General features: G+C 70.5%; 16 protein-coding genes. 3 read left to right on the top strand and 13 right to left on the bottom strand.

What is annotated here, in order from left to right; all coding sequences use genetic code 11:
- The first annotated feature begins 389 nt into the window (after positions 1-389).
- Positions 390-1,430: an AI-2E family transporter gene (locus tag AB0H88_RS48170; protein WP_357656367.1), complete on the top strand. Its 1,041-nt coding sequence runs from the start codon at positions 390-392 to the stop codon at positions 1,428-1,430.
- Here AB0H88_RS48170 and AB0H88_RS48175 read toward each other — a convergent pair.
- From AB0H88_RS48175 to AB0H88_RS48220, 10 genes are all read right to left on the bottom strand, one after another.
- Positions 1,387-2,088: a DUF6597 domain-containing transcriptional factor gene (locus AB0H88_RS48175; protein WP_357656369.1), complete on the bottom strand. Its 702-nt coding sequence runs from the start codon at positions 2,086-2,088 to the stop codon at positions 1,387-1,389. The genes AB0H88_RS48170 and AB0H88_RS48175 overlap by 44 nt on opposite strands.
- Before the next feature lie 34 nt (positions 2,089-2,122).
- Complete coding sequence (locus AB0H88_RS48180; protein WP_357656371.1) at positions 2,123-2,971, bottom strand: hypothetical protein; 849 nt, start codon at positions 2,969-2,971, stop codon at positions 2,123-2,125.
- Between the two features lie 85 nt (positions 2,972-3,056).
- Complete coding sequence (locus AB0H88_RS48185; RefSeq protein ID WP_357656373.1) at positions 3,057-4,259, bottom strand: ABC transporter permease; 1,203 nt, start codon at positions 4,257-4,259, stop codon at positions 3,057-3,059.
- A complete protein-coding gene (locus tag AB0H88_RS48190; protein WP_357656481.1) occupies positions 4,256-4,954 on the bottom strand; it encodes an ABC transporter ATP-binding protein in 699 nt (232 codons plus the stop codon). The genes AB0H88_RS48185 and AB0H88_RS48190 overlap by 4 nt, the downstream gene beginning before the upstream one ends.
- On the bottom strand, positions 4,954-6,057 hold the full coding sequence (locus tag AB0H88_RS48195) for a peptidoglycan-binding protein (protein ID WP_357656374.1): 1,104 nt from the start codon (positions 6,055-6,057) through the stop codon (positions 4,954-4,956). Before AB0H88_RS48195 ends, AB0H88_RS48190 begins: the two co-directional genes overlap by 1 nt.
- On the bottom strand, positions 6,054-6,590 hold the full coding sequence (locus tag AB0H88_RS48200; protein WP_357656376.1) for a hypothetical protein: 537 nt from the start codon (positions 6,588-6,590) through the stop codon (positions 6,054-6,056). The genes AB0H88_RS48195 and AB0H88_RS48200 overlap by 4 nt, the downstream gene beginning before the upstream one ends.
- Positions 6,591-6,634: 44 nt before the next feature.
- A complete protein-coding gene (locus AB0H88_RS48205) occupies positions 6,635-8,023 on the bottom strand; it encodes a HAMP domain-containing sensor histidine kinase (protein WP_357656377.1) in 1,389 nt (462 codons plus the stop codon).
- Positions 8,020-8,700 (bottom strand): response regulator transcription factor, encoded by a 681-nt coding sequence (locus tag AB0H88_RS48210; protein ID WP_357656379.1) that lies wholly within the window; start codon positions 8,698-8,700, stop codon positions 8,020-8,022. Before AB0H88_RS48210 ends, AB0H88_RS48205 begins: the two co-directional genes overlap by 4 nt.
- Positions 8,701-8,741: 41 nt before the next feature.
- On the bottom strand, positions 8,742-10,520 hold the full coding sequence (locus AB0H88_RS48215; RefSeq protein WP_357656380.1) for a hypothetical protein: 1,779 nt from the start codon (positions 10,518-10,520) through the stop codon (positions 8,742-8,744).
- Positions 10,517-11,578 (bottom strand): MoxR family ATPase, encoded by a 1,062-nt coding sequence (locus AB0H88_RS48220; protein ID WP_357656382.1) that lies wholly within the window; start codon positions 11,576-11,578, stop codon positions 10,517-10,519. Before AB0H88_RS48220 ends, AB0H88_RS48215 begins: the two co-directional genes overlap by 4 nt.
- Before the next feature lie 229 nt (positions 11,579-11,807).
- Between AB0H88_RS48220 and erm the strand changes: the two genes are divergently transcribed.
- Positions 11,808-12,629 carry an ErmE/ErmH/ErmO/ErmR family 23S rRNA (adenine(2058)-N(6))-methyltransferase gene (gene erm, locus AB0H88_RS48225; RefSeq protein ID WP_357656384.1) on the top strand — a complete coding sequence of 274 codons (822 nt, stop codon included), beginning with the start codon at positions 11,808-11,810 and terminating at the stop codon, positions 12,627-12,629.
- Here erm and AB0H88_RS48230 read toward each other — a convergent pair.
- Positions 12,618-14,009, bottom strand: coding sequence for a hypothetical protein (locus tag AB0H88_RS48230; protein WP_357656385.1), 1,392 nt, complete (start codon positions 14,007-14,009; stop codon positions 12,618-12,620). The genes erm and AB0H88_RS48230 overlap by 12 nt on opposite strands.
- Positions 14,010-14,126: 117 nt before the next feature.
- Here AB0H88_RS48230 and AB0H88_RS48235 point away from each other — a divergent pair, with 117 nt between their 5' ends.
- A complete protein-coding gene (locus tag AB0H88_RS48235) occupies positions 14,127-15,710 on the top strand; it encodes a molybdopterin-dependent oxidoreductase (protein WP_357656386.1) in 1,584 nt (527 codons plus the stop codon).
- Positions 15,711-15,717: 7 nt separating this feature from the next.
- Here the strand turns inward: AB0H88_RS48235 and AB0H88_RS48240 are convergent, their stop codons facing one another.
- Entirely contained in the window at positions 15,718-17,370 is a 1,653-nt protein-coding gene (locus AB0H88_RS48240; protein WP_357656388.1) for a carbohydrate binding domain-containing protein, read from the bottom strand.
- A gap of 267 nt (positions 17,371-17,637) precedes the next feature.
- Positions 17,638-19,326: a carbohydrate-binding protein gene (locus AB0H88_RS48245; RefSeq protein ID WP_357656389.1), complete on the bottom strand. Its 1,689-nt coding sequence runs from the start codon at positions 19,324-19,326 to the stop codon at positions 17,638-17,640.
- Positions 19,327-19,645 lie beyond the last annotated feature (319 nt).

Raw genomic sequence — 19,645 nt, forward strand, 5'->3', positions numbered from 1 at the left:
GGTTGTGCATCATGCACTGGCTTTTAACACACTGTTGAGTTCTCAAGAAACGGACGCGTACTCCCCAACCTGCGAGAGGCGTTCATTTCGTTTTCTGTTTTCGTTGTGTCTTTATCTTTTCAGCCGCCCGGCCCGGTGTCAAATTGACCCGACCCGCTCCGACCTGCTGGAATAAAGACCGCCCCGTTTCCGGGACAACCCCTCTAACTTACCAGACCATCCGGAGTGATGCGAACACCATCTGAAGGGATCTGTTTGGAGGTTGTCCCCGAGCGAGGCTGACGATCAACGCCGTCCTCGCGGGACTGGTGAACTCTATGTACGCCTCCCGGAACCGTCAAATCAACCACCTGCCGGTGTCATCTCCTGCCCACGGGTAGGAAGCCACTGTGCCCCGAGCCCTCACCATCCTGCTGGGTATCGCCTGCGCGGTGATCGTCCTGTTCGGCATGCGCGAGGTCGCGTCGATCCTGGGCCCGGTCGTGCTCGCGCTCGTGCTGGTCATCGCCGTCGCCCCGGTGCGGAGCCGGCTCGCTCGCGCGGGCGCTCCCGGCTGGGTGCAGGTCGCCGTGCCCTTCCTCATCGTGCTGTTCGTGCTGCTGGGCATGGTCGCGGTGCTGACCGTCTCCGTCACTCAGCTCGCCTCGCTGCTCCCCGCGTACGCCCCGCAGTTTCAGCAGTTGCTCAACGACGCCCAGAACTTCGCCACCACCCACGGCGTCAGCAACGCCCAGCTCGACAAGGCGATCCAGGCCTTCGATCCGGCCAAGGTGCTCGGGCTGGCGCAGAGCCTGTTGTCGAGCCTGATGGGGATCCTCTCCAGCTTGTTCCTCATCGTGGTGCTGCTGCTCGCGATGTGCCTGGACACCCTGGCCATCGCCAGGATCATCGCGTCGGGCAAGGAGGCCAAGCCGCACCTGGTGGAGGCGTTCGGCACGTTCGCCCACAAGACCAGGCGCTATCTCATCGTCTCCACGATCTTCGGTCTCATCTGCTCGGCGCTGGACGTCACGGCCCTGTCCATCCTGGGTGTGCCGTTGCCCCTTCTCTGGGGTGTCCTGGCGCTGATCACCAACTACATCCCGAACATCGGCTTCGTCCTCGGCCTGATCCCGCCCGCGATGCTGGCGCTCCTCGACGGCGGCATCAAGCAGATGCTCTTCGTCATCGCCGCCTACATCGCCATCAACGTGGTGATCCAGTCGTTCATCCAGCCCAAGTTCCTGGGTGACGCGGTGGGGCTGTCGACCACGATGACGTTCCTGTCACTGATCGTCTGGGCGTTCGTCCTGGGGCCGTTGGGCGCGCTCCTGGCGATCCCCCTGAGCCTGCTCACGCGGGCGCTCCTCGTCGACAGCGACCCCAGTGCAGGCTGGGCGGCCGCTCTCATCTCCGGAGCTCCGCCAGAGTCACGCCGCTCAAGCGCTTGACCTCGTTGGCCAGGTGCGCCTGATCCGCGTAGCCCGAGACCACCGCCACCTCCGCCGGCGCCACCCCCGCTCGGGCCAGTTTCAGCGCCCGCTGGAACCGGACGACCCGCTGCAGGACCTTCGGCCCGTATCCGAACGAGGCCAGACTGCGCCGCAGCAGCTGCCGCTCGCTGAACCCCAGCGCCCAGGCCACCTCTCCCACGCTCCGCCCCGTCCGGAGCGCTTCGGCTATCGCGGGCGCGGCGACGTCGGCGGGCGCGGTGGCCCGCAGCCGAGCCACGACCGCCGCCCGCATGCTCGCGAGCCGCCCGCCGGACATCGCCGCCTGGCGCCATGCGGGGAACCCCTCGCCGGACACGGAGAACCCCAGGTCCGCCACCGGCACCCGCTGATCGCGCAGGGCGTGCACCGGAACGCCGAACACGTCTCCGACGCCGCCCGGCTTGAAGCGGATCCCGGTGAAGGCATCGCCCGCGCGCACCCGCACCGGCATCGGTCCGGTGTCCGGCCCGGCCACGAACGCTCCCGAAGGTCCCCAGATGAGATCAACGCACCCGTCGGGCACCACGAGTCGCGTGCTGTCGGCGTCGGTCACCTGCCGCCACACGCAGGTGACCCGGCCGTCGAAGCCGTCCCCGGGAGGCCGCTCTTCGTACATACCTCCAAGCTACGCACCCCCACCGACAAGAAAGTCACAGCCGCCCGTACGCCTGGAGCGTCCGCAGCCGGTGCACGGTGATGAAGCCACCCCACTCGTGCTCCACCACGGGCGTCCAGATCAGCCAGTTCCCCTGCCACCCGCCCTCCTCCGACTGGGCGGCGGCGAGCGCGTCGAGGTGCCGGTCCAGGACGTCCTGCGTGAACAGCGGCAGCCGCAGCGGCGACGGCGCGAGGTCGAGGGGGAAATGCACCTCGCCGGACGCGTCGGGGTCGAAGGTGACCGTGGCCAGCAGGGCCTCGCGCAGCCGGGCGAACTCGGCCTCGGCCCGTGCCCGGTCGGGGACGAGGTTCAGGAACTGGACGACGGCCCGCGCCTCGTACGGGGTCGTGGCCGAGATGCCGGCGATCGCCGACCAGCAGAAGTCGGTGGCGGGCCCGAGCCATGGATGGTTTACGCCGTGTTTGTGCAGGAGCCCGGCGATCGACGCGGTGGGGATGAGGTTGCCCGGGGGCTCGCCGTCGGTCTCCCACCAGGGCGCATGTGGTGTCTCGCGGACGCTCGGCAGCACGAACGGCACGCCGCCGTCCTTGGCCGTGACCCCCAGGAGGTAGTCGCAGGCGGCGGCCACCATCGGATCGTCGAAGGCGTCCAGCTCGTCGAGGGTCCAGAACGCCACCTCCACCGGCTCCGGCTGGCTGGCCGCCCCGCGCAGGTCCGGTTCGAGCGCGTTGCCGAAGCCGCCGTCGTCGTTCTGGTAGCAACGCAGCGCGTCGAGCACGCGCGTACGTGAGGCACCCCTGAACAGGCCCGCGAACCTGAGCCTGTCGATCAGCCGCCCGTGCAGCAGCAGGTATCTCTCCGCGCGGGAAATCATTTCCATACCGGCGAAGCTACCCACGGCGGGCCGGATTCTCTTGTAAGAATCGGACGCGTGCACCGACGGCTGATCATCCTTGTCTTGTCGGTCACGGAGTGGCGAGAGCCTCCGTGGGCGACATGCGGGCGGCTCGGACGGCCGGGTAGAACCCGGCGATCCCGCCGATGACCAGGGTGGCGAGCACGCCACCGAGCGTGGCCCAGACCGGCACGATCGCCGGCCAGCCCTGGAAGCTCGCGTACGCGGCGGTGACACCGATGCCGAGCACCACTCCGCCCACGCCCCCGATGGCCGACAGCAGCAGGGATTCGGCCAGGAACTGCAGCCTGATCTGCCCGCGGGTGGCGCCGAGCGAGCGGCGCAGCCCGATCTCGGCCCGCCGTTCGAGCACCGAGATCACCATCGTGTTGGCCACGCCGACACCACCGACCAGCAGGGCGACGCCGCCGAGGCCGAGCAGGAGCGCGTTCAGCGTGGCGTCGGTGGCCTGTTTGGCGGCCAGCACGTCCGACGGTCTGGAGACCTCGACCTCGTTGGGGTTCTCCGGGTTGGCGGTGGGCCCCAGCACGTCGCGTACGGCGACGACGGAGGTCTCCTCGGCCCTGGCGTAGATCGTGGTCGGGTAGCCGTCGAAGTTCAGCCGCTCCTCCGCGACCGGCCACCCGATCAGCGCGGCGGTGTCGAGTTCGGGGGCGAGCGGCGCGGGGCCGAGCACGCCGACGACAGTGAACCACTGCTCGCCCAGCCAGACCCGCTGGTCGGGGCCCGCCCGGACGACGCCGAGCCGGTCGGCCGCCTTGGCGCCGAGCACGGTGGCCGGGTACTGCTGGGTGGCCTCGTTCAGCCAGGTGCCGCTGACGACCTGGGCGCCCACGTCGCGCGGCAGGTCGAGGCGGGCGGCCGTGACCGAGATGCTGCCCGACTCGGCCGCCGGGATGTGGTCGTTGCGGTAGACCTTGGCGGGCGTGGTGCCCGTGGCGGTGACCGAGGTGACGGGCGTGATCTGCTCGATCATGCCCTCCGCCTCGGCGGGCAGGTGGGATCCCTCGCCGAAGAGCGTCTGGCCGGGTGAGACGGTGAGCAGGTTCGTGCCGAGCGCTTCGAGCTGGCGGTTCAGGTCCTCCTGGCTGGAGGAGGAGATGCCGACGACGCCGAGCATGGCCGCGATGCCGATGGCGATGCCGAGCGCCGACAGGAACACCCGCAGCGGTCTGGCCCGCAGGCCCGAGCCGCCGACCCTGACGACGTCGCGCGGCCGCATCCGGGCGGGGGTGAGGATGGTGACGGTCATACCCTGGCTCCGTCCACGATGTCCACGGGGTCCACGGGGTCCACGGGGTCCACCACGAGCCCGTCGAGCATCTCGACCTGCCTCGGGAGCGAGGCGGCGATGTCCCGGTCGTGCGTGATGACGACCACGGTGGTGCCGCCCGCGTGCAGCTCGCGCAGCAGGTCCATCACGCCCGCGCCGGAGCGGGAGTCGAGGTTGCCCGTCGGCTCGTCGGCCAGCAGCAGTCGCGGTCCGCCGACCACGGCACGGGCGATCGCTACCCGCTGCCGCTCACCGCCGGACAGCTCGTGCGGGCGGTGGCCGAGCCGGTGCCCCAGCCCGACACGTTCGAGCGCCTCGTAGGCGCGCCGGCGGCGCTCGCGCAGCGAGGGGCCCGCGTAGAGGAGGCCGTCGGCTACGTTGTCCAGCGCGGGTACGCCCGCGGCGAGGTGGAACTGCTGGAACACGAAGCCGATGACGTTCGCCCGCAGCGCGGAGAGCTGCTTGTCGGTGAGCGTGAGCACGTCGTGCCCGGCGATGCTCACGGTGCCGCTCGACGGGCGGTCCAGGGTGCCGATCATGTTGAGCATGGTCGACTTGCCCGAGCCGGACGGGCCGACGATGCCGACGAGCTCGCCGTACTCGATGTCCATGGAGACGCCGCGCAACGCGGCCACCTCCCCGTATTCCTTGCTCACGTCGACCAGTTGGACGATCACTTGGGCACCGCCACGGTCGTACCCTCCTGGACGCCGTCGACCTCCACCTTGCCGTCGGCGAACATGCCGACTTCGACGGCCGCGTACTGGGTGGTGCCGCCCGCCACGACCTGCACGCCGTAGCCGCCCTCCGAGAGGGCGAGCAACGCTCCGACGGGTACGGCCAGCACGTTCTCGCGCTGGGCCGCCACGATCGTGACGTCGACCGGGGCGGAGTCGAACGGCTTCTTCAGACCGCTCACCGACACCTTGACCTCGATCGTGGTGGTGGCGTCGCCGCCGGTGCCCGACTCGGTGGCCACCTTGCCCACGCTGGTGATCCTGCCTTTCACGGTGGAGCCGTCAGGCAGCTCGATCGTGGCCCTGAGGCCCTTCTTGACCAGGTGCGCGTCGGCCACGTCGAGGTTGACGAGGACCTGGCGGGTGGTGCCCGTCGCGGTGAGCACGGGCCCCGCGCCACTGGCGCCGAGCGTGGTCTTGAGGTCGGCGACGCGCAGCGGCCCGCTCTCCACGACCACGTCGGCGGGCCGGACCTTGCCGGTGACCTCCAGGCCGAGGTCCTCCTGCCACTCCTCGACGGCCTCGCGGGTGGCCCAGGTGAACTCCCTGTCGACGTCGAAGCCGGTGTAGCCGAGCTTGGCCAGGTTCCGCTCCAGCATTTCGACGTCTTCGCCCTCGACGCCGTCCTTGAGCACGCGGTAAAGGGGCATGCCGCCATAGAGCAGGGGGCGGCGGTCGGCGTCGACGCTGTAGACGGCCTTGCCTCGGGTGATGGTGGCGCCTTCCGAGGGCAGCCAGGTGATCGTCCCCTGCGACTTGCCGGTGACGGTGATGGTGTCGCCGTAGCCGAGCGTGCCGTCCACGGTCTTGGTCTCGGTGAGCGTTGTACGGACCACCTTGACGGTGGCCGCGGGCGTGCGGGCGGCGACGGCCGTGCCCGAGCCGTCGCCGCCGAAGCCGATGGCGGCGGCCGCGACCGCGGCGGCGAGCAGGGCGACGCCCCCGGCCCAGGCGACCACGCGCAGTGGCCGGCGCCGGCGCGGCCGGCTGGCCGGCACCTCGGAGGCGGCCTCCTTGGGCTTCTCCGTCACTTGTGTCATCGCGCCTGGCCCATCTTCGGGAACTTGCCCCGGCAGGCCTCGTACGCCTTCTTGAACGCCGGGTCGTCCGGCTTGAAGTTGCGCGCCATACCCTTGCCCAAGATCTTGCCGCTGGCGTCGGGGTCGGGCATGTCGACGCCGTTCTCGCGCATGCACGCGGCGAACTGGCGCAGTTGCTCCGTGTCCTCCGGCTTGAGCTCCGCGCGGTTCTTGATCGGCGAGAGGGACCGGCAGGCTTCCAGGGCCTTCTGGATCTTGTCCTTGTCGCCCTTGATGGAGGTCATGGCGGCGAGGCCGCCACCGCCGTCGGGGTCAGGGTCGGGCATGTCGACGCCGTTCTCGCGCATGCACGCGGCGAACTTTCTGGCCTGCTCCTGCGGATCGACGCCGGCCGTGGGCGAGGCGGTGGCAGTGGGTGCGGTGGACGAGGCGGCCTTCACGGAGGCGACTCCCGTCGAACTCGGTTCCGTGCCGCATGCGGTGGCGGCCAGAGCCAGCGCCGCGGTCGCGGTCACGAGGAGGATTCTCTTCATGCTTCGAACGTGCCGAGCGTCGCTCGGAGGAGCCTGGGAGCCGCCTAGGAGCCGGGTAGGAGCACGCGGAAGGTGGCGCCCCGGCCCGGCGCGGAGTCGAGTTCGATCGTGCCGTCGTGGGCGTGCACGATCGCGGCCGCGATGGCCAGGCCCAGTCCCGCCCCGCCGTCGGTCCTGGATCTGCCCTGGCCGACGCGGTAGAGGCGGTCGAAGACGTGGGGGATGTGCCGCTCCGGCACGCCCGGCCCGGTGTCGGCCACCTCGAACACCGCCCTGCCGCGTGAGGTGCCCACGCTCACCGTCACCGACGCGTCCTCCGGGGTGTGGGTGAGGGCGTTGGCGACGAGGTTGGCGGCGACCTGGCGCAGCCGGGCCTCGTCGCCCACCACCGAGACGGGGGCCAGCGTTCCACCCACGCCGCTCAGTTTGACCTGCCTGCCGGGCACCCGGACGCGGGCGTCCCGGATGGTGTCGGCCGCCACCTCCAGCAGGTCGACGGGGTGGCGGTCCATAGGGCGTTCCTGGTCGAGCTGGGCCAGGGTGAGCAGATCGTTGACGAGCATGCCCATCCTGGCGGCCTCCTCCTCGATCCTGCGCATCGTCTCCTGCTCGTCTCCGCCGCCGCGGCGGTAGAGCTCGGCGAAGCCGCGGACCGAGGTGAGCGGGGTGCGCAGCTCGTGTGAGGCATCGGCCAGGAAGCGGCGCATGCGGGACTCGGAGTCGGTCCTGGCGGCGATCTCGTTCTCGACGCGGTCGAGCATGACGTTCATGGCCGCGCCAAGACGGCCCGCCTCGGTGTGCGGGTCGGGGGCGGGGACCCGGCTGGCGAAGTCGCCCATGGCGATCTGGCCGGCCGTACGCTCCATCCTGGTCAGCGGGCGCAGGCCGAGGCGTACGACGGCGTCGGCCGCCAGGCCGAGCAGGAGCAGGATGAGCGCGCTGACGGCGAAGGCGATGGCGACGAGCGAGGCGCGGGTCGCCTCCAGTTCGCCGAGGGACTGCGCGACCACCACGGTGCCGCCGTCGCCGGTCGTGATCGCCTTCAGCCGCCAGGACGGCCCGGTGGTGCCGCTCACCGTGTAGGGATCGCCCACGTGGACGTCGCCGAGCACCGGGCCGGGGTCCGAGTCGCCCGGCAGCTCGCTGACCAGCCTGCCGTCGGCGGAATAGATGTAGATCCTGGCCACGGAGGCGGCCCGCTTGGTCAGCACCTTCTCCCAGTCCATGGTCCGGCCGCCGGAGATCAGGCCGGCCATCATCGGCAGCTTGCCGACCGCGCCGCCCATCGTGTTGAGCTGGGAGTCCACGCGGCGCAGGAGATTGTCGCCGAGCAGCGCGATGCCGACCACGTTGGCCAGCACGAGCGCGACCGTGGTGAGCCCGAGTATCGCCATGACGAGCCGGGCGCGCAGCGTCCACCTGCCCGGCCTCACCGCGGGGTCCTGAGCGTGTAGCCGACACCGCGCACGGTGTGGATGAGCTGCGGCTCGAACTTGTCGATCTTCTTGCGCAGGTAGTAGACGTACGACTCGACGATGCTGGAGTCGCCGTCGAAGTCGTAGCGCCACACGCTGTCGAGGATCTGCGCCTTGCTCACCACCCGTCCGGCGTTCGTCAGCAGGTATTCGAGCAGGTTGAACTCGGTGGGCGACAGATCGACGAGCACGCCGCCGCGGCGTACCTCGTGCGCGGCCACGTCGAGCTCCACGTCGGCGTAGCGCAGCACGTCCTGGTGCCCGGTCTCGGTACGGCTGCGCCGCAGGATGGCCCGGATGCGCAGCACCACCTCCTCCAGGCTGAACGGCTTGGCCACGTAGTCGTCGGCGCCCAGCGTGAGCCCCTGGACACGGTCCTCGACCGTGTCGCGCGCGGTCAGGAACAGCACCGGGACGCTCCCACCGAGCCGCCTGGCCACCTCGAACCCGTCGAGGTCCGCCATCATCACGTCGAGCACCACGATGTCGGGCTCGAACTCCCTGGCGGCCCGCACCGCCTCGGCGCCGGACTCGGCGGTCCTGACCTCGAACGAGACCAGGCGCAACGTCTGGGAGAGCAGGGCACGGATGTTCGGCTCGTCGTCCACGACGAGCACCCTGGCCGGTCGATCCATGGTCAAAGGTCTACCCGAGCCAGTTCAATGCCAGCTCAAAGTCACCGCATGAAGAAGATCGGCCCGCGTGGCCGGAACGGCAGCGAAGCGCCCTGTGGCACGAGGAAGGCGTGGTCGCGGCGGATGCGGATCACGTCGCACTGGCCGTCGGTGATGAGCAGGATCGGGCCGTCCGTCGGGAAGTCGTCGGCCCGCTCCAGCAGGCTGACTCCGGGCTGCAGGATCGTGCCGCCCCGGCCGCGTACCCTGACCCGGTTCGCGATGTCCTCGACCGGCAGGTAGCCGGCGTCGTAGGCGATCGCGTCGCAGAACACCACGCGCGCCCGGGGCACGTCGCGCACCGAGGCGTAGGAGGCGATCGCGCCGAGCGCCTTGCCGAGCAGCTTGACGTCCATCGAGCCCGAGGTGTCCAGCACCACGCCGAACGTGGCCTTCCTGACCACCTCCTCCGGCCGCACCCGGCCGGGGCGCGGGATGTGCGGGGTGGCGGCCTGGCGGCGGGAGGCGCGGGCGTAGGAGCGCCGCGACTCCTCCGGCTGGAAGTGCTCGTCGAACCAGCGGGCCAGCTGCGCGTCCCACGGCAGCGGCGGCTGGTCGAGCGCCCGGATCTCCTGCTCCAGCCCGGCCGGCACGAAGCCGCGGCCCTTGCCCTGGTGGAAGGCCAGGCCCGTGCAGAGCGCGCCGCGGTAGTACTCGTCGAGGTCGACGCCGCCGCCGGCCGGGCGTGGTGGCCGGTCGAGGACGTCGCCGAGGCCGCGCCCGCGCAGCGTGGCGAGCTTCCGCATCCGCCGCAGATCGGTGACGATCGTGTCGTAGACCGCCTCGGCCGACATGCCGGACAGCGTCTGGTCGAACAGCAGCCCTTCGGGCATCTCGCCGACGCCCATCTCGGTCAGCCACCCGTTGATCACGTAGTCGCAGGCGACGTTCCAGATGTACGGCTCGCGCGGACCGACCCGCTCGCCATGGCGGAGCGCGGCGTGCAGCATCTCGTGGGCCAGCACGAACCGCCACTCCTCCTCGGAGTGCCGGGCGAGCGGGTTGACGTAGATCTCGCCGGCCTCCGCGCTGACCGCGGCGATGGAGATCCCCCAGCTCCTGGCCAGCTCGACCTCAGCGACGATCTTCATGCCGGCGGCGAGCGCGCCCAGCAGCGGGTAGGAGGAGACGAACCAGCGCAGCGCCGCGTCCCACGGCCCCTCGACGTGCTTGTCGGCCGTGACGCGCGGGGTGCCCGCCTGGTCGAGCGCGGCGGTGGCCGCCTCGGCGACGCCCACCGCGAACATGGACGGGAAGTCGAAGTGCTCGGCCATCTCCGCCGAGCAGACGCGGAAGTCCTCCTCGCCGAGCGGCTTGTACGCCTCGGGGATGCCGAGCCTGCGCCAGTGCTCCGACAGCGTGACCTCGTCCTGCTCGGGCAGTTCGGCGGGCAGCGGCGCGGGGCAGCGGCCGATCTTGAGTGTGCGCAGGAACCGGTCGACGGCCAGGCAGCACGCGGCCCGGTAGGCGGGCTCGGGACGGTCGCCTTCGACGTCCTTCGGCGCGCAGGTGCGCGGATCGGCGTGGCCGAAGCCGAGATGGAGCAGCAGGTGGGCGAAGATCCACGCCCACTCGGCCGCCTCGGCACGGCGGCGGGGGTGGTGGCGGATGTCCCCGTCCTCCGTCACCACCGCCCAGGTGTCGGCCGGCAGCTCCCCCTCATCCGCCGCGTAGAGCCAGCTGTGGTAGACGGAGAACAGCGGGTGCCGGTCGACGAGCTGCCAGCCCTTGCCCACCTCGGCGCGCCACGGGTCGGCCTTGGCCTTGTTGCGGGGGCTCATGACCGGGCCGCCATCAGTCTGGGCACGTCCCTGCCGACCTCGACGAGGAACCAGGTGGGCAGCGCGGGCGCGCCGTTCGCGTCGGAGGCGATGACGAGCTGGGCGCACTCCAGCGAGATCTCGGCCAGCTCGACCAGCAGCGTCTTGGCACGGAAGCCCAGGTCACGGCCTCTGGAGGAGGCGCCGCGCTTGTCCGCGGGCAGCTCCTTGACCAGCCGGGCCCGGAACGCCTCGGCCAGGAAGTAGAGCAGGTCGCGCTCCTCGGGCCGGCGCGGCCACGGCGCCTCTCCCTTGATCACCGCGTTGAGGTCGTAGGCGTGCCGGACGGTCTTGACGTAGGCGCGGAAGGCGGAGGCGTGGTTGGCGGTGAGGGTGCCGAACGCGAGCATGGCGAGCGTCTCGTCGGCGACGTCGTCGCCGTAGGAGGTCAGCACGTCGGAGAGCATGTGCCAGGCGCGCGGCGAGGAGAACGGCTCCTCGGTCTTGGGCGGCGCGCTCCACAGGTGGTCGGGCCGCTGCACCAGGTAGTCGACGATCCACGGGTGGATGCCGTTGGCGGCGGCCCACTTGAGCCAGTCGTCGGGCGAGGCCCGCAGGTGTACGTGGACCAGCCGGTTGATCAGCGCGGAGGCCATCGGGCGGGCGAGCGCGTTGTCGGTGGCCCGGTTGCCGGCGCCGATCACGACGGACCCGGCGGGCAGCTCATAGGTGCCGATCCTGCGGTCGAGGATCAGCGAGTAGAACGCCTTCTGCACCTCGGGCGCCGAGGCGTTGAGCTCGTCGAGGAAGAGGCAGTAGGGCTCGGCGCGGGCGATCGACTCGGGTGGCGCGAACCGGCTGCGGCCGTCGACCAGCTCGGGCACCCCGATGAGGTCCTCGGGCGCGAGCTGGGTGCCGAGCAGGGTCACACAGTCGAGGCCGAGGGAGTCGGCGAACTCGCGGACGAGCGAGCTCTTGCCGATTCCGGGCGCGCCCCACAGGAACACCGGCCGGACGACGGCGACGTGCAGCAGCAGCTCGGGGAGCTGCTGCGGAGTGACCGTCACCGTCGCCTGCACGGCTTCAGAGTGGCGAACGCCGGGTGGGCCGCGCATCTGGTTTTTTATTGGGTTGCCCCGTCGACGACGGCGTCCCTAGCATCGAGCGCATGTATTGCCTCTGCTTCATGCGTCTGCGCAGCGACCGGGCTCGGGCCCGCTAGCTGACGCGGTTACGACCTAGGCGTCCGCCGGCGCGCCCCGGGCCCTTCGAGAGACCCATACATCTCGAAGACCCGAGAGGGCGGCTGTGGCGCAGAACTTCGCGCACGGAAACTATTCACATACTCAGAAGAACGCCAGGAACAGCGGCGGTCGCACGCCCAGAGACCGGGCCAGGCGCGCCTTGTCGCAGAATTTCCTGGTCGACCGGCATGCCGTCGAGCTGGTGGTCAAGGCGGCCGCCCCCGACGGCCTGGTGCTCGAACCCGGCTCGGGCGAGGGCGTACTGACCTGGGCGCTGGCCGAAGCCGGAGCCCAGGTGATCGGCTACGAGATCGACCCGCGGCTGGCCGGCCGGCTCGCCGCGGGGACCCGCGACGATCCCCGGATCGACGTGGTCAGAGCCGACTTCACGACCGCGCGGGCGCCGGGCGAGCCGTTCGCGGTCGTCGGCAACATCCCCTACTCGGTCACCTCGCGGATCGTCGGCTGGTGCCTGCGGGCGCCGGGGCTCACCTCGGCGACGCTGCTCACCCAGCGGGAGTACGCCCGCAAGCGCTCGGGCGACTACGGCCGCTGGAGCATGGTGACAGTGGAGTCGTGGCCGTGGTTCCACTGGCTGCTGGGCGACCGGATCGGCAGGGAGAGCTTCCGGCCGATCCCGTCGGTCGACTCGGCGATCCTGCGGATCGAGCGGCGGCCCACACCGCTGGTCGAGGCGCGGCGCGGCTACCAGGAGCTGGTGGAAGTGGGGTTCAGCGGGGTCGGCGGCTCGGTGCGCGCCTCGCTGAGACGCCACTACGAGGGGGCGGACGCAGCCGTCGCCGCGGCGGGCATCGCTCGCGACACGGTCGTGGGGCACGTCCACCCCGACCAGTGGATCACGTTGTGGGAGCGGCTATGCCGCTGACGTGACCGTGGCCTTCTCCGCCGGCCCGACGGGCGGGGCGAGCACCTGGGCCGCCGGGGACCGGCGGCCCCAGGGCATCGCCATGAGCAGGATCGGCAGCAGCACGATCGACGCTCTCGACCAGTCGCGGTGCAGCAGCCACCAGGCGTTGTCGCCGAACTGGGTCATGTACAGATAGCCGTACGCCGACCACAACGAGACACCGATGATCGCCGGCCAGGCGAACCTCGTGGGCCTGGCGATCAGGAACGGCATGAACCACAGGAGGTATTGGGCGCCCAACCGCGGCGTGACGACCATGAAGATCAGCAGGATGGCCGTGGTCATGTCGATCGGGTCGGCCCGCCGCCAGAGCAGCACCGCGAGGACGACGCAGATGTAGATCAGGTAGGTGCCGATCTTGGCCAGGCCGGGGATCAGCGCCCAGTCGCCGCCGGTGAAGTGCGGCGTCCAGCCCCACTCTCCGATGATCGGCCGGATGTCCTGAATGGTCGCGATGACCGCGGGGATCTGCTTGAGCGACGTGCCGGCGAAGACCGGCAGCGTGACCAGGAAGAACACCGGCAGCGCGCCGGTCATGAACAGTGCGGCGATCCTGGCCCGCAGGTTGGGCAGGAGCAGCAGCATGCCGGGGATCAGCCAGATCGGCCAGCTCTTCGCGCACAGGGCCAGGCCCATCAGCAGGCCGGCCAGCGCGCCGCGCTTCAGATCGGCGCGGTCCATCGGACCCGGCATGAGGGCGCGGTGGAGCATGCCGCCGCGGCCGACGATCCGGCGCAGCGACGGCCGCCAGCCGTAGGCCGCCACGCCGTGGCGTACCTTGGCCACCACCCGGGTCGTGACGCCGGCCCGCTCGGGCGAGCCGGGGCCGCGGGCCACCACGAAGGCGGCCACGCCGAAGACCAGCGCCACCGGCTCGACCTGGCCATGGATGCAGGCGACGAGCAGGGCGAGCGGGTTGAGCGCGTACTGCAGGGCGCGCAGCGACGCCTTGGGGCCGCCGGCCAGCCTGGCGACCAGCGGGATCAGCACGATATCGGCGACCACGGTGACCAGGCGCCCGGCGTAGACCCACGGGATGCCCAGCCACAGCAGGATCCCGTAGACATAGGGGATGGTCGGCAGGAAGTGCCAGCCGCCCTCGCTGGCCAAAACCGGGTCCTGTCCGTTCAACACCGCCTGACCCGCCGGCTGGAAGCTCTCCATAAAGTCGACGGGCTGCCAGGAGTCGTGGGCCGCGGCGAACATCAGCACCACGCGTACGGCCACGCCGACCAGGACGGAGACAAGGAGAGGGGGTCGCCAGTCACGCCATTGGGCGATGAGAGCGAGCAAGACACCTGCGACGAGGATCGTCCCCGTGAGAACTGCGTAATCCATGGCGGCTTCTAGCCTGCCGTACTCGTCTGAGTACTTCCACCGAGGGTTCCGATTCTTAACTCTGACATGGCGGGTCGTAACGCGATAGAACATGACCCTCTGTGCTGAACTTTTCTCATGGGGGGATCGCAGGTCAACCAGGCTCTGGTCAGGCTCTACTTCGAGGTGAAAGACGGGCTGCGTGACCCGGTCGCGGCCTGGGCGAAACTCACAGGAAATTCGCAGGTGTACCAGCGGGCCAGGGGTGGACGACGGGTTCCGCTGGACGACGGGACGGCGGCCGAGCTGACCGCCGCCGCGATCGTGCACACGGCCACCGAGCACGGCGCGGACCGGGTGGCCGCGCTGTCCACCTCGCCGCTCGCCGGGCTGGTCGGCGGCCTGGGCGGCGCGGTGCTGACCGAGCAGTCCAGCGTGCCGGACCAGCTGCTCGGCCAAGGTTTCCCCGGCACGTCGTCGGCGGACTGGCCATTGGCGGCGTATGTGCTGCTGTGGGGGGAGAACAACAGGCTCGTCCGCACGCCCGACATGCCCCTGGTGATCGCCGGGCGCTACAAGGGCCAGAAGGTCGTGGCGATCGGGCCGCATCCGACGCGCCTGTCGGACGAGACCCTGGTCGTGCGGCCGGGCACCGACGGCGCGCTGGCCATGGCCATGGGGCATGTGCTGCTCAAGGAGTTCTTCCTGGAGCGGGCGGCGTTCGCCGGGCACGCGATGGAGCGCACGGACCTGCCGTTCCTGGTGCGGCTGCGCGAACACGGCGGCGCCTTCGTGGCCGGCGGGCTGACCGGGCGGCCCGCCGAAGGGCTGAGCGTGTACGGCGGCGACTCCGTGGAGGTGCTGCTGCCGCGCTTCGACGACGGGCCCGGGGTGCTGCGCCGCGGGGTGCCGGTGATCAGGGACGGCGACGAGCCGGTGACGACGGTGTTCGACCTGCTGCTGGCGGTGTACGGGGTGGCCCGCGACGGGTTGCCGGGCTGCTGGCCCGATGGATATGGCGATCGCGGTGAGCCGTACACGCCCGCCTGGCAGGAGGCGTACACGGGCGTTACCGCCGCGCGCACGCTGAAGATCGCGCGGGAGCTGGGGGCGACGGCGGAGCGGACCGGTGGCCGGTGCATGATCGTGCCCGGGCGGCTGGAGACGGACCACGCCGACACGGCCTACCGGGCGATGCTGGCGTTGCTCGTCCTGACCGGCTGCGGCGGCGGCTGGGCGCAGGCCGGGGCGGGGCCGGCCATCCCGCTAGTGCCGTACCTGTGCCTGCACGCGTGCGGCGAGGACGGCACGGATGTGGGCGCGCTGAGCTGGCCGCTGGCCGAGGGGCTGTTCGACCGGCGGTCGTCGCGGTCGATGCTGCTCGAAGCGGTGCGTGACGGCTTGCCGATGGCGCCGTCGCCGCGGGTGCTGGCCATCCCGCGTCCGATCTATCCGCTTCCGCCTGAGGTGGAGCTGCTCATCGGGCCCGACGACCGGTGTGACCTCGCGCCGCCCGACGCCCATCTGGTGGCGGACGCGGTGGCCAAGCTGACCGTCGATCACATGGAGCCCGCCCCGCCGGGTCCGGCGGCGGTCGCCGCCCGAGGGCGGATGCGGTTGCTGATCGATCACGCGTGGATGCACGAGTACGGGGAGGCCCTGCCGACCTATCGTCCGCCGGGGCAGGGCCTGCCCGTGAAGCCCACCCAGTTGGTGCGCTAGCCCGCGATCATCCGGTGAACCCCTTGAAGATGCCGGTGAACTCGTACGCCGACTGGGCGATCCCGCTGCACGTCGGCGAGACGCTGCCGTTGGGACAGCCGCCGTTGTCGCGGCCCGCCGACCAGAAGCCGACGAAACCGATGTGGTTGGCGTTGGCCCAGTCGCGCAGCTTGCGGGCGTCGGCCTGAGTGGTGGTCTGGCCCGTGTCGTTCTTGCCGATCATCGGGGTGACGCCGAGCATCCGCTTGAGCTGGGCATCGGTCTTCGACGGCCACACGCCCTTCATCTGGCCGAGCGTCGCCTGGGCGGCTGAGACCATCGCGTCGCCCCAGTTGCCGGTGTAGCCGAAGTCCATGACCATCGGGTTGACGATCACGTTCAGGCCCTTGGCGGCGGCGTCCTGCAGGATCTGCACCGAGAACGGGTCGAGCCCGTAGTCCTGTGCCTGCACGCGCAGCGTGTACCGCACCACGGTGCCGCGTTCGGACTGCAACTGCTTCAGCGCGCTGTTGACCTTGTTCACATCGATCGACGCCTCGACGTCGACGTCCAGCTGGTTCGTGCCGACCGCGTCGAGCACCTTCTTGTAGGCGGCGAGCAGGGTGGCGGTGGTACCGCAGTTGTGCTCCAGGTACGGGCCCTGGGCACCGCCGCTGGCGACGACCACCTGGCCGCCCTGGGCCTGGAGCGCCTTGACGTCGTTGATGATCCTCGAGTCGGTGAGCGGGATGACCCCGCCCCAGGCCGGGTTGCAGCCCGTGCTGTCGCCGAGCACGAAGGCCAGCGTGTAGTTCTTCACCCCGGTCGCGGCGGCGGCGCCGGCCAGGGACGGGGTGTTCATGGTGATGTCGATGTAGGGCGCGTAGCGGATGTCGCCGGCCGGCGGCGTGGTGTCGTTGGTGGTCTTCCCGCTGACGGAGGCCGTGTACGCCGAGCAGTTGCCGGCGGCGTCGCACGCCCTGACGCGGAACCCGTAGGTCGTGGCGGCGCTGAGCCCGGTGGCCGTGTAGGTGGTGCCGGTGACCGCCGTGGGAGCCGCGTTGCCCCTGGACACCTCATAGCGGGCGACGCTGCCGGAGTTGTCGGTGGAGGCGGACCATGTCACGGTCAGGCTGGAGTTGGTGGCGCCGCCGACCGCCGGGCTTCCCGGCACGGTCGGCGCCTGGGTGTCCGGGGCGCCGCCCGGTCCGTCGAGCACGACGTCATCGGCGTAGTAGGCGCCCTGGCCGTACCAGCCGTTGACGTAGACGATCACGCTCGTCACACCCGCGCCGGTGGTGAACGAGGTTTTCAGCTGCTGCCATTGACCGCCCGGGGCGCCCCAGGTGCTGACGTCGATCCCGGTGCCCGTCGCCCCCAGGAAGATGTAGTTGCCCTGGACCCAGGCCGACAGCTGGTAGGTCATGTTGGGCTGGACCGTCACGGTCTGCTGGCATCTGGCGTAGTCATTGCCCGCCGGGGTGGCCTGTAGTGCCTTCGTACCGCTGTGAACGGGCTGCGACACCGCCTGCGCGGCGGCTGAGGCCGAGCAGCTCCAGCCGGACAGGGCGGACTCGAAGCCGGGGTTCGTCAGGATGTTGGCGGCTGAGGCGGGTGTGGCGTGGAGGGCTATGAGGCCCAGGGCGATGGCGGCGGTCGCCGCGAGTCCTCGCAAGTTCATAGAGGTCCCTTACGTTCTCGGGTCTCTGCACGCTCTGTCTTCGTGCGACTCGTCTTCGTGCGACTCGGGTCTTCGAGCGACTCGGGTCTTCGATGAAAGTGCCGCAGCGCTCCGTGGGCCACCCGTCGCACCGGCGGCGGGACGCCGGTGCGACGGGTGCGGTGGGCCGGTCCCGGTTCAGAAGCCCGTCCCGGTTCAGAAGCCGGTCCCGGTTCAGAAGCCGGTCCCGGTTCAGAAGCCGGTCCCGGTTCAGAAGCCGGTCCCGGTTCAGAAGCCGGCGGTGATCCTGGTGAAGTCCCAGTTCGACTGGGCGATCCCGCTGCAGTTGGACACGACCCCGCCGCCCGGACACGGCCGGTCGCGGTTGACGGCCCAGTACGCGAGCCTGGTCAGGCCGTTGTTCCTGGCGTAGTCACGGATCTGGGTCCAGGTGGCCGTGGAGGTGAGCTCCTGCTGGTCCGACAGACCGTTCATGCCCGAGATGCCCATGTGCGCGTACGCCTGGGCGTCCGACCAGCCGAAGGCCGTCTTGAGGGTGTTCTTCAGCCCTTCGGAGGCGTTGACCGTGCTCTGGTACATGTTCGAGCCGCCGCCGAAGTCGAACGGCATGATCGTGTAGTTGTCGATCGGGACCGCGAGCTCCTTCGAGCGGTTGATCAGGCGGGTGCCCCAGTAGGTGGGGCCGGTGGTCGAGGTGCCGAAGGTGACGACGACCTTGACGTTGGGGTTGTTCTGCTTGACGATCTTGAGGCCGTTCAGGATGCGGTCCTGGACCGCCTCGCTCTCGAACTCGTCGGTGTTCTCGATGTCGAAGTCGACGGCCGCGGGACCGACGGCGTTGATGACCGTCTGCACCGCGCCGGCGAACGCCGAGGGCGAGGAGCAGTTCGGGCCGAGCTTGTTGCCCGACCAGCCGCCGAACGAGACCTGCACGCTGCCACCGGCCGACTTGATGGCCGAGATCGCCTGCGCGTCGGCGCCACCGGTGAGTGGACGGCTGCCGTCCCAGGCCGCGTTGCAGCCGCCGCTGGACAGGATGAACGCCATCGTGAACGACTTGACGCCGGTCGCGCTCATCACCGAGGCGGGCGCGGGCGGGTCGCCCCAGCCCATGTAGAGGTAGGGCGCGCCGGGCAGCTTGCTGCCACCGCCGGTGCAGCCGGTGGTCGTCCCGGAGACCGCGGCGCTGGAGGCCGACTCTCCTACCGAGTTGTACGCCCTGACGGTGAAGGTATGCGAGGTGCAGGTGCCCAGGGAACCGATGGTGGCCGAGGTCCCGGTGACGGTGGCCTTGACCGTGCTGCCCTCGTACACGCGATAGCCGGTGACCGTGCCCGACGACGCGCCCCACGACAGGGAGAGCGAGCTGTTCGTGGACCCGCTGACGCTCGGCGAGCCCGGCTGGCCGGGGGCGCCGGTGCCGGCCGAGGTGGTGGCGGTGACGGAGTTGCTGGCGGCGGAGAGGTTCCCGGCGGCGTCACGGGCGCGGACCGTGTAGGTGTAGCCGGTGGAGGCCGCGAGCCCGCCGTCGGTGTAGGTGGTGCCGGTGGCCGTCGTCACCAGCGTCGAGCCCCGGTAGACGTTGTAGCCGGTGACGCCGACGTTGTCGGTGGAGGCGTTCCAGGCCAGCGAGACGCTGCTGGAGGTCGTGCCGGTCGAGCGGAGGTTGCCCGGCACCGAGGGGGCGGTGGTGTCGCCGCCGCCGCCGGAGACGGTCTTCCACAGGGCGGGCACGGCATCTGGCGTCCAGTCGGGCTGGGAGGTGTGGGCCTGGATGCACTCGTAGTCGACGCCGTTGTAGGTGACGCGGGTGCCCACGGCGTAGGCCGTCCATGCCGTCCACGCGGGGTAGGCGAGGGCCACGGCCCCATAGGCGCTGGTCGAGACGGTGGTGAGCCCGGCCCCCAGCATGGCCAGGGCGGCGAGTAAGGCGAGGAACATGCGGCGAAATCTCATGGCATTCCCTGGTGGTGCGGCTTGACGGGTCATGTCCTTGTGGCGTGCCGTACGGCTCGCGCCGGGGGGTGAGAGCGCGAGCCGTACGGCATGGGCCCGCGAGGTGGGGCGGGCCACTGGGGGGTGGCAGCAGGAGGGGTTCGCTTTGCTCGGCCAGTCAGAGTGGGAGGGGAGCGGCCCACGTCGGAGGGTCACTTCGACGGCCCGCCACACTCTGGGTCAGAGTGGGCGAGGGCGGCGGAGACCGGGACATGGCTTCCTGATTCATGATTTCTTTTAGGAAAGTTTCCTAAGAGTTGCCGCGATCGTAGCCTTGACA

Origin of the sequence: Nonomuraea sp. NPDC050680 (assembly GCF_040654555.1) — a bacterium.
In the GTDB taxonomy this organism is placed as follows: Bacteria; Actinomycetota; Actinomycetes; order Streptosporangiales; family Streptosporangiaceae; genus Nonomuraea.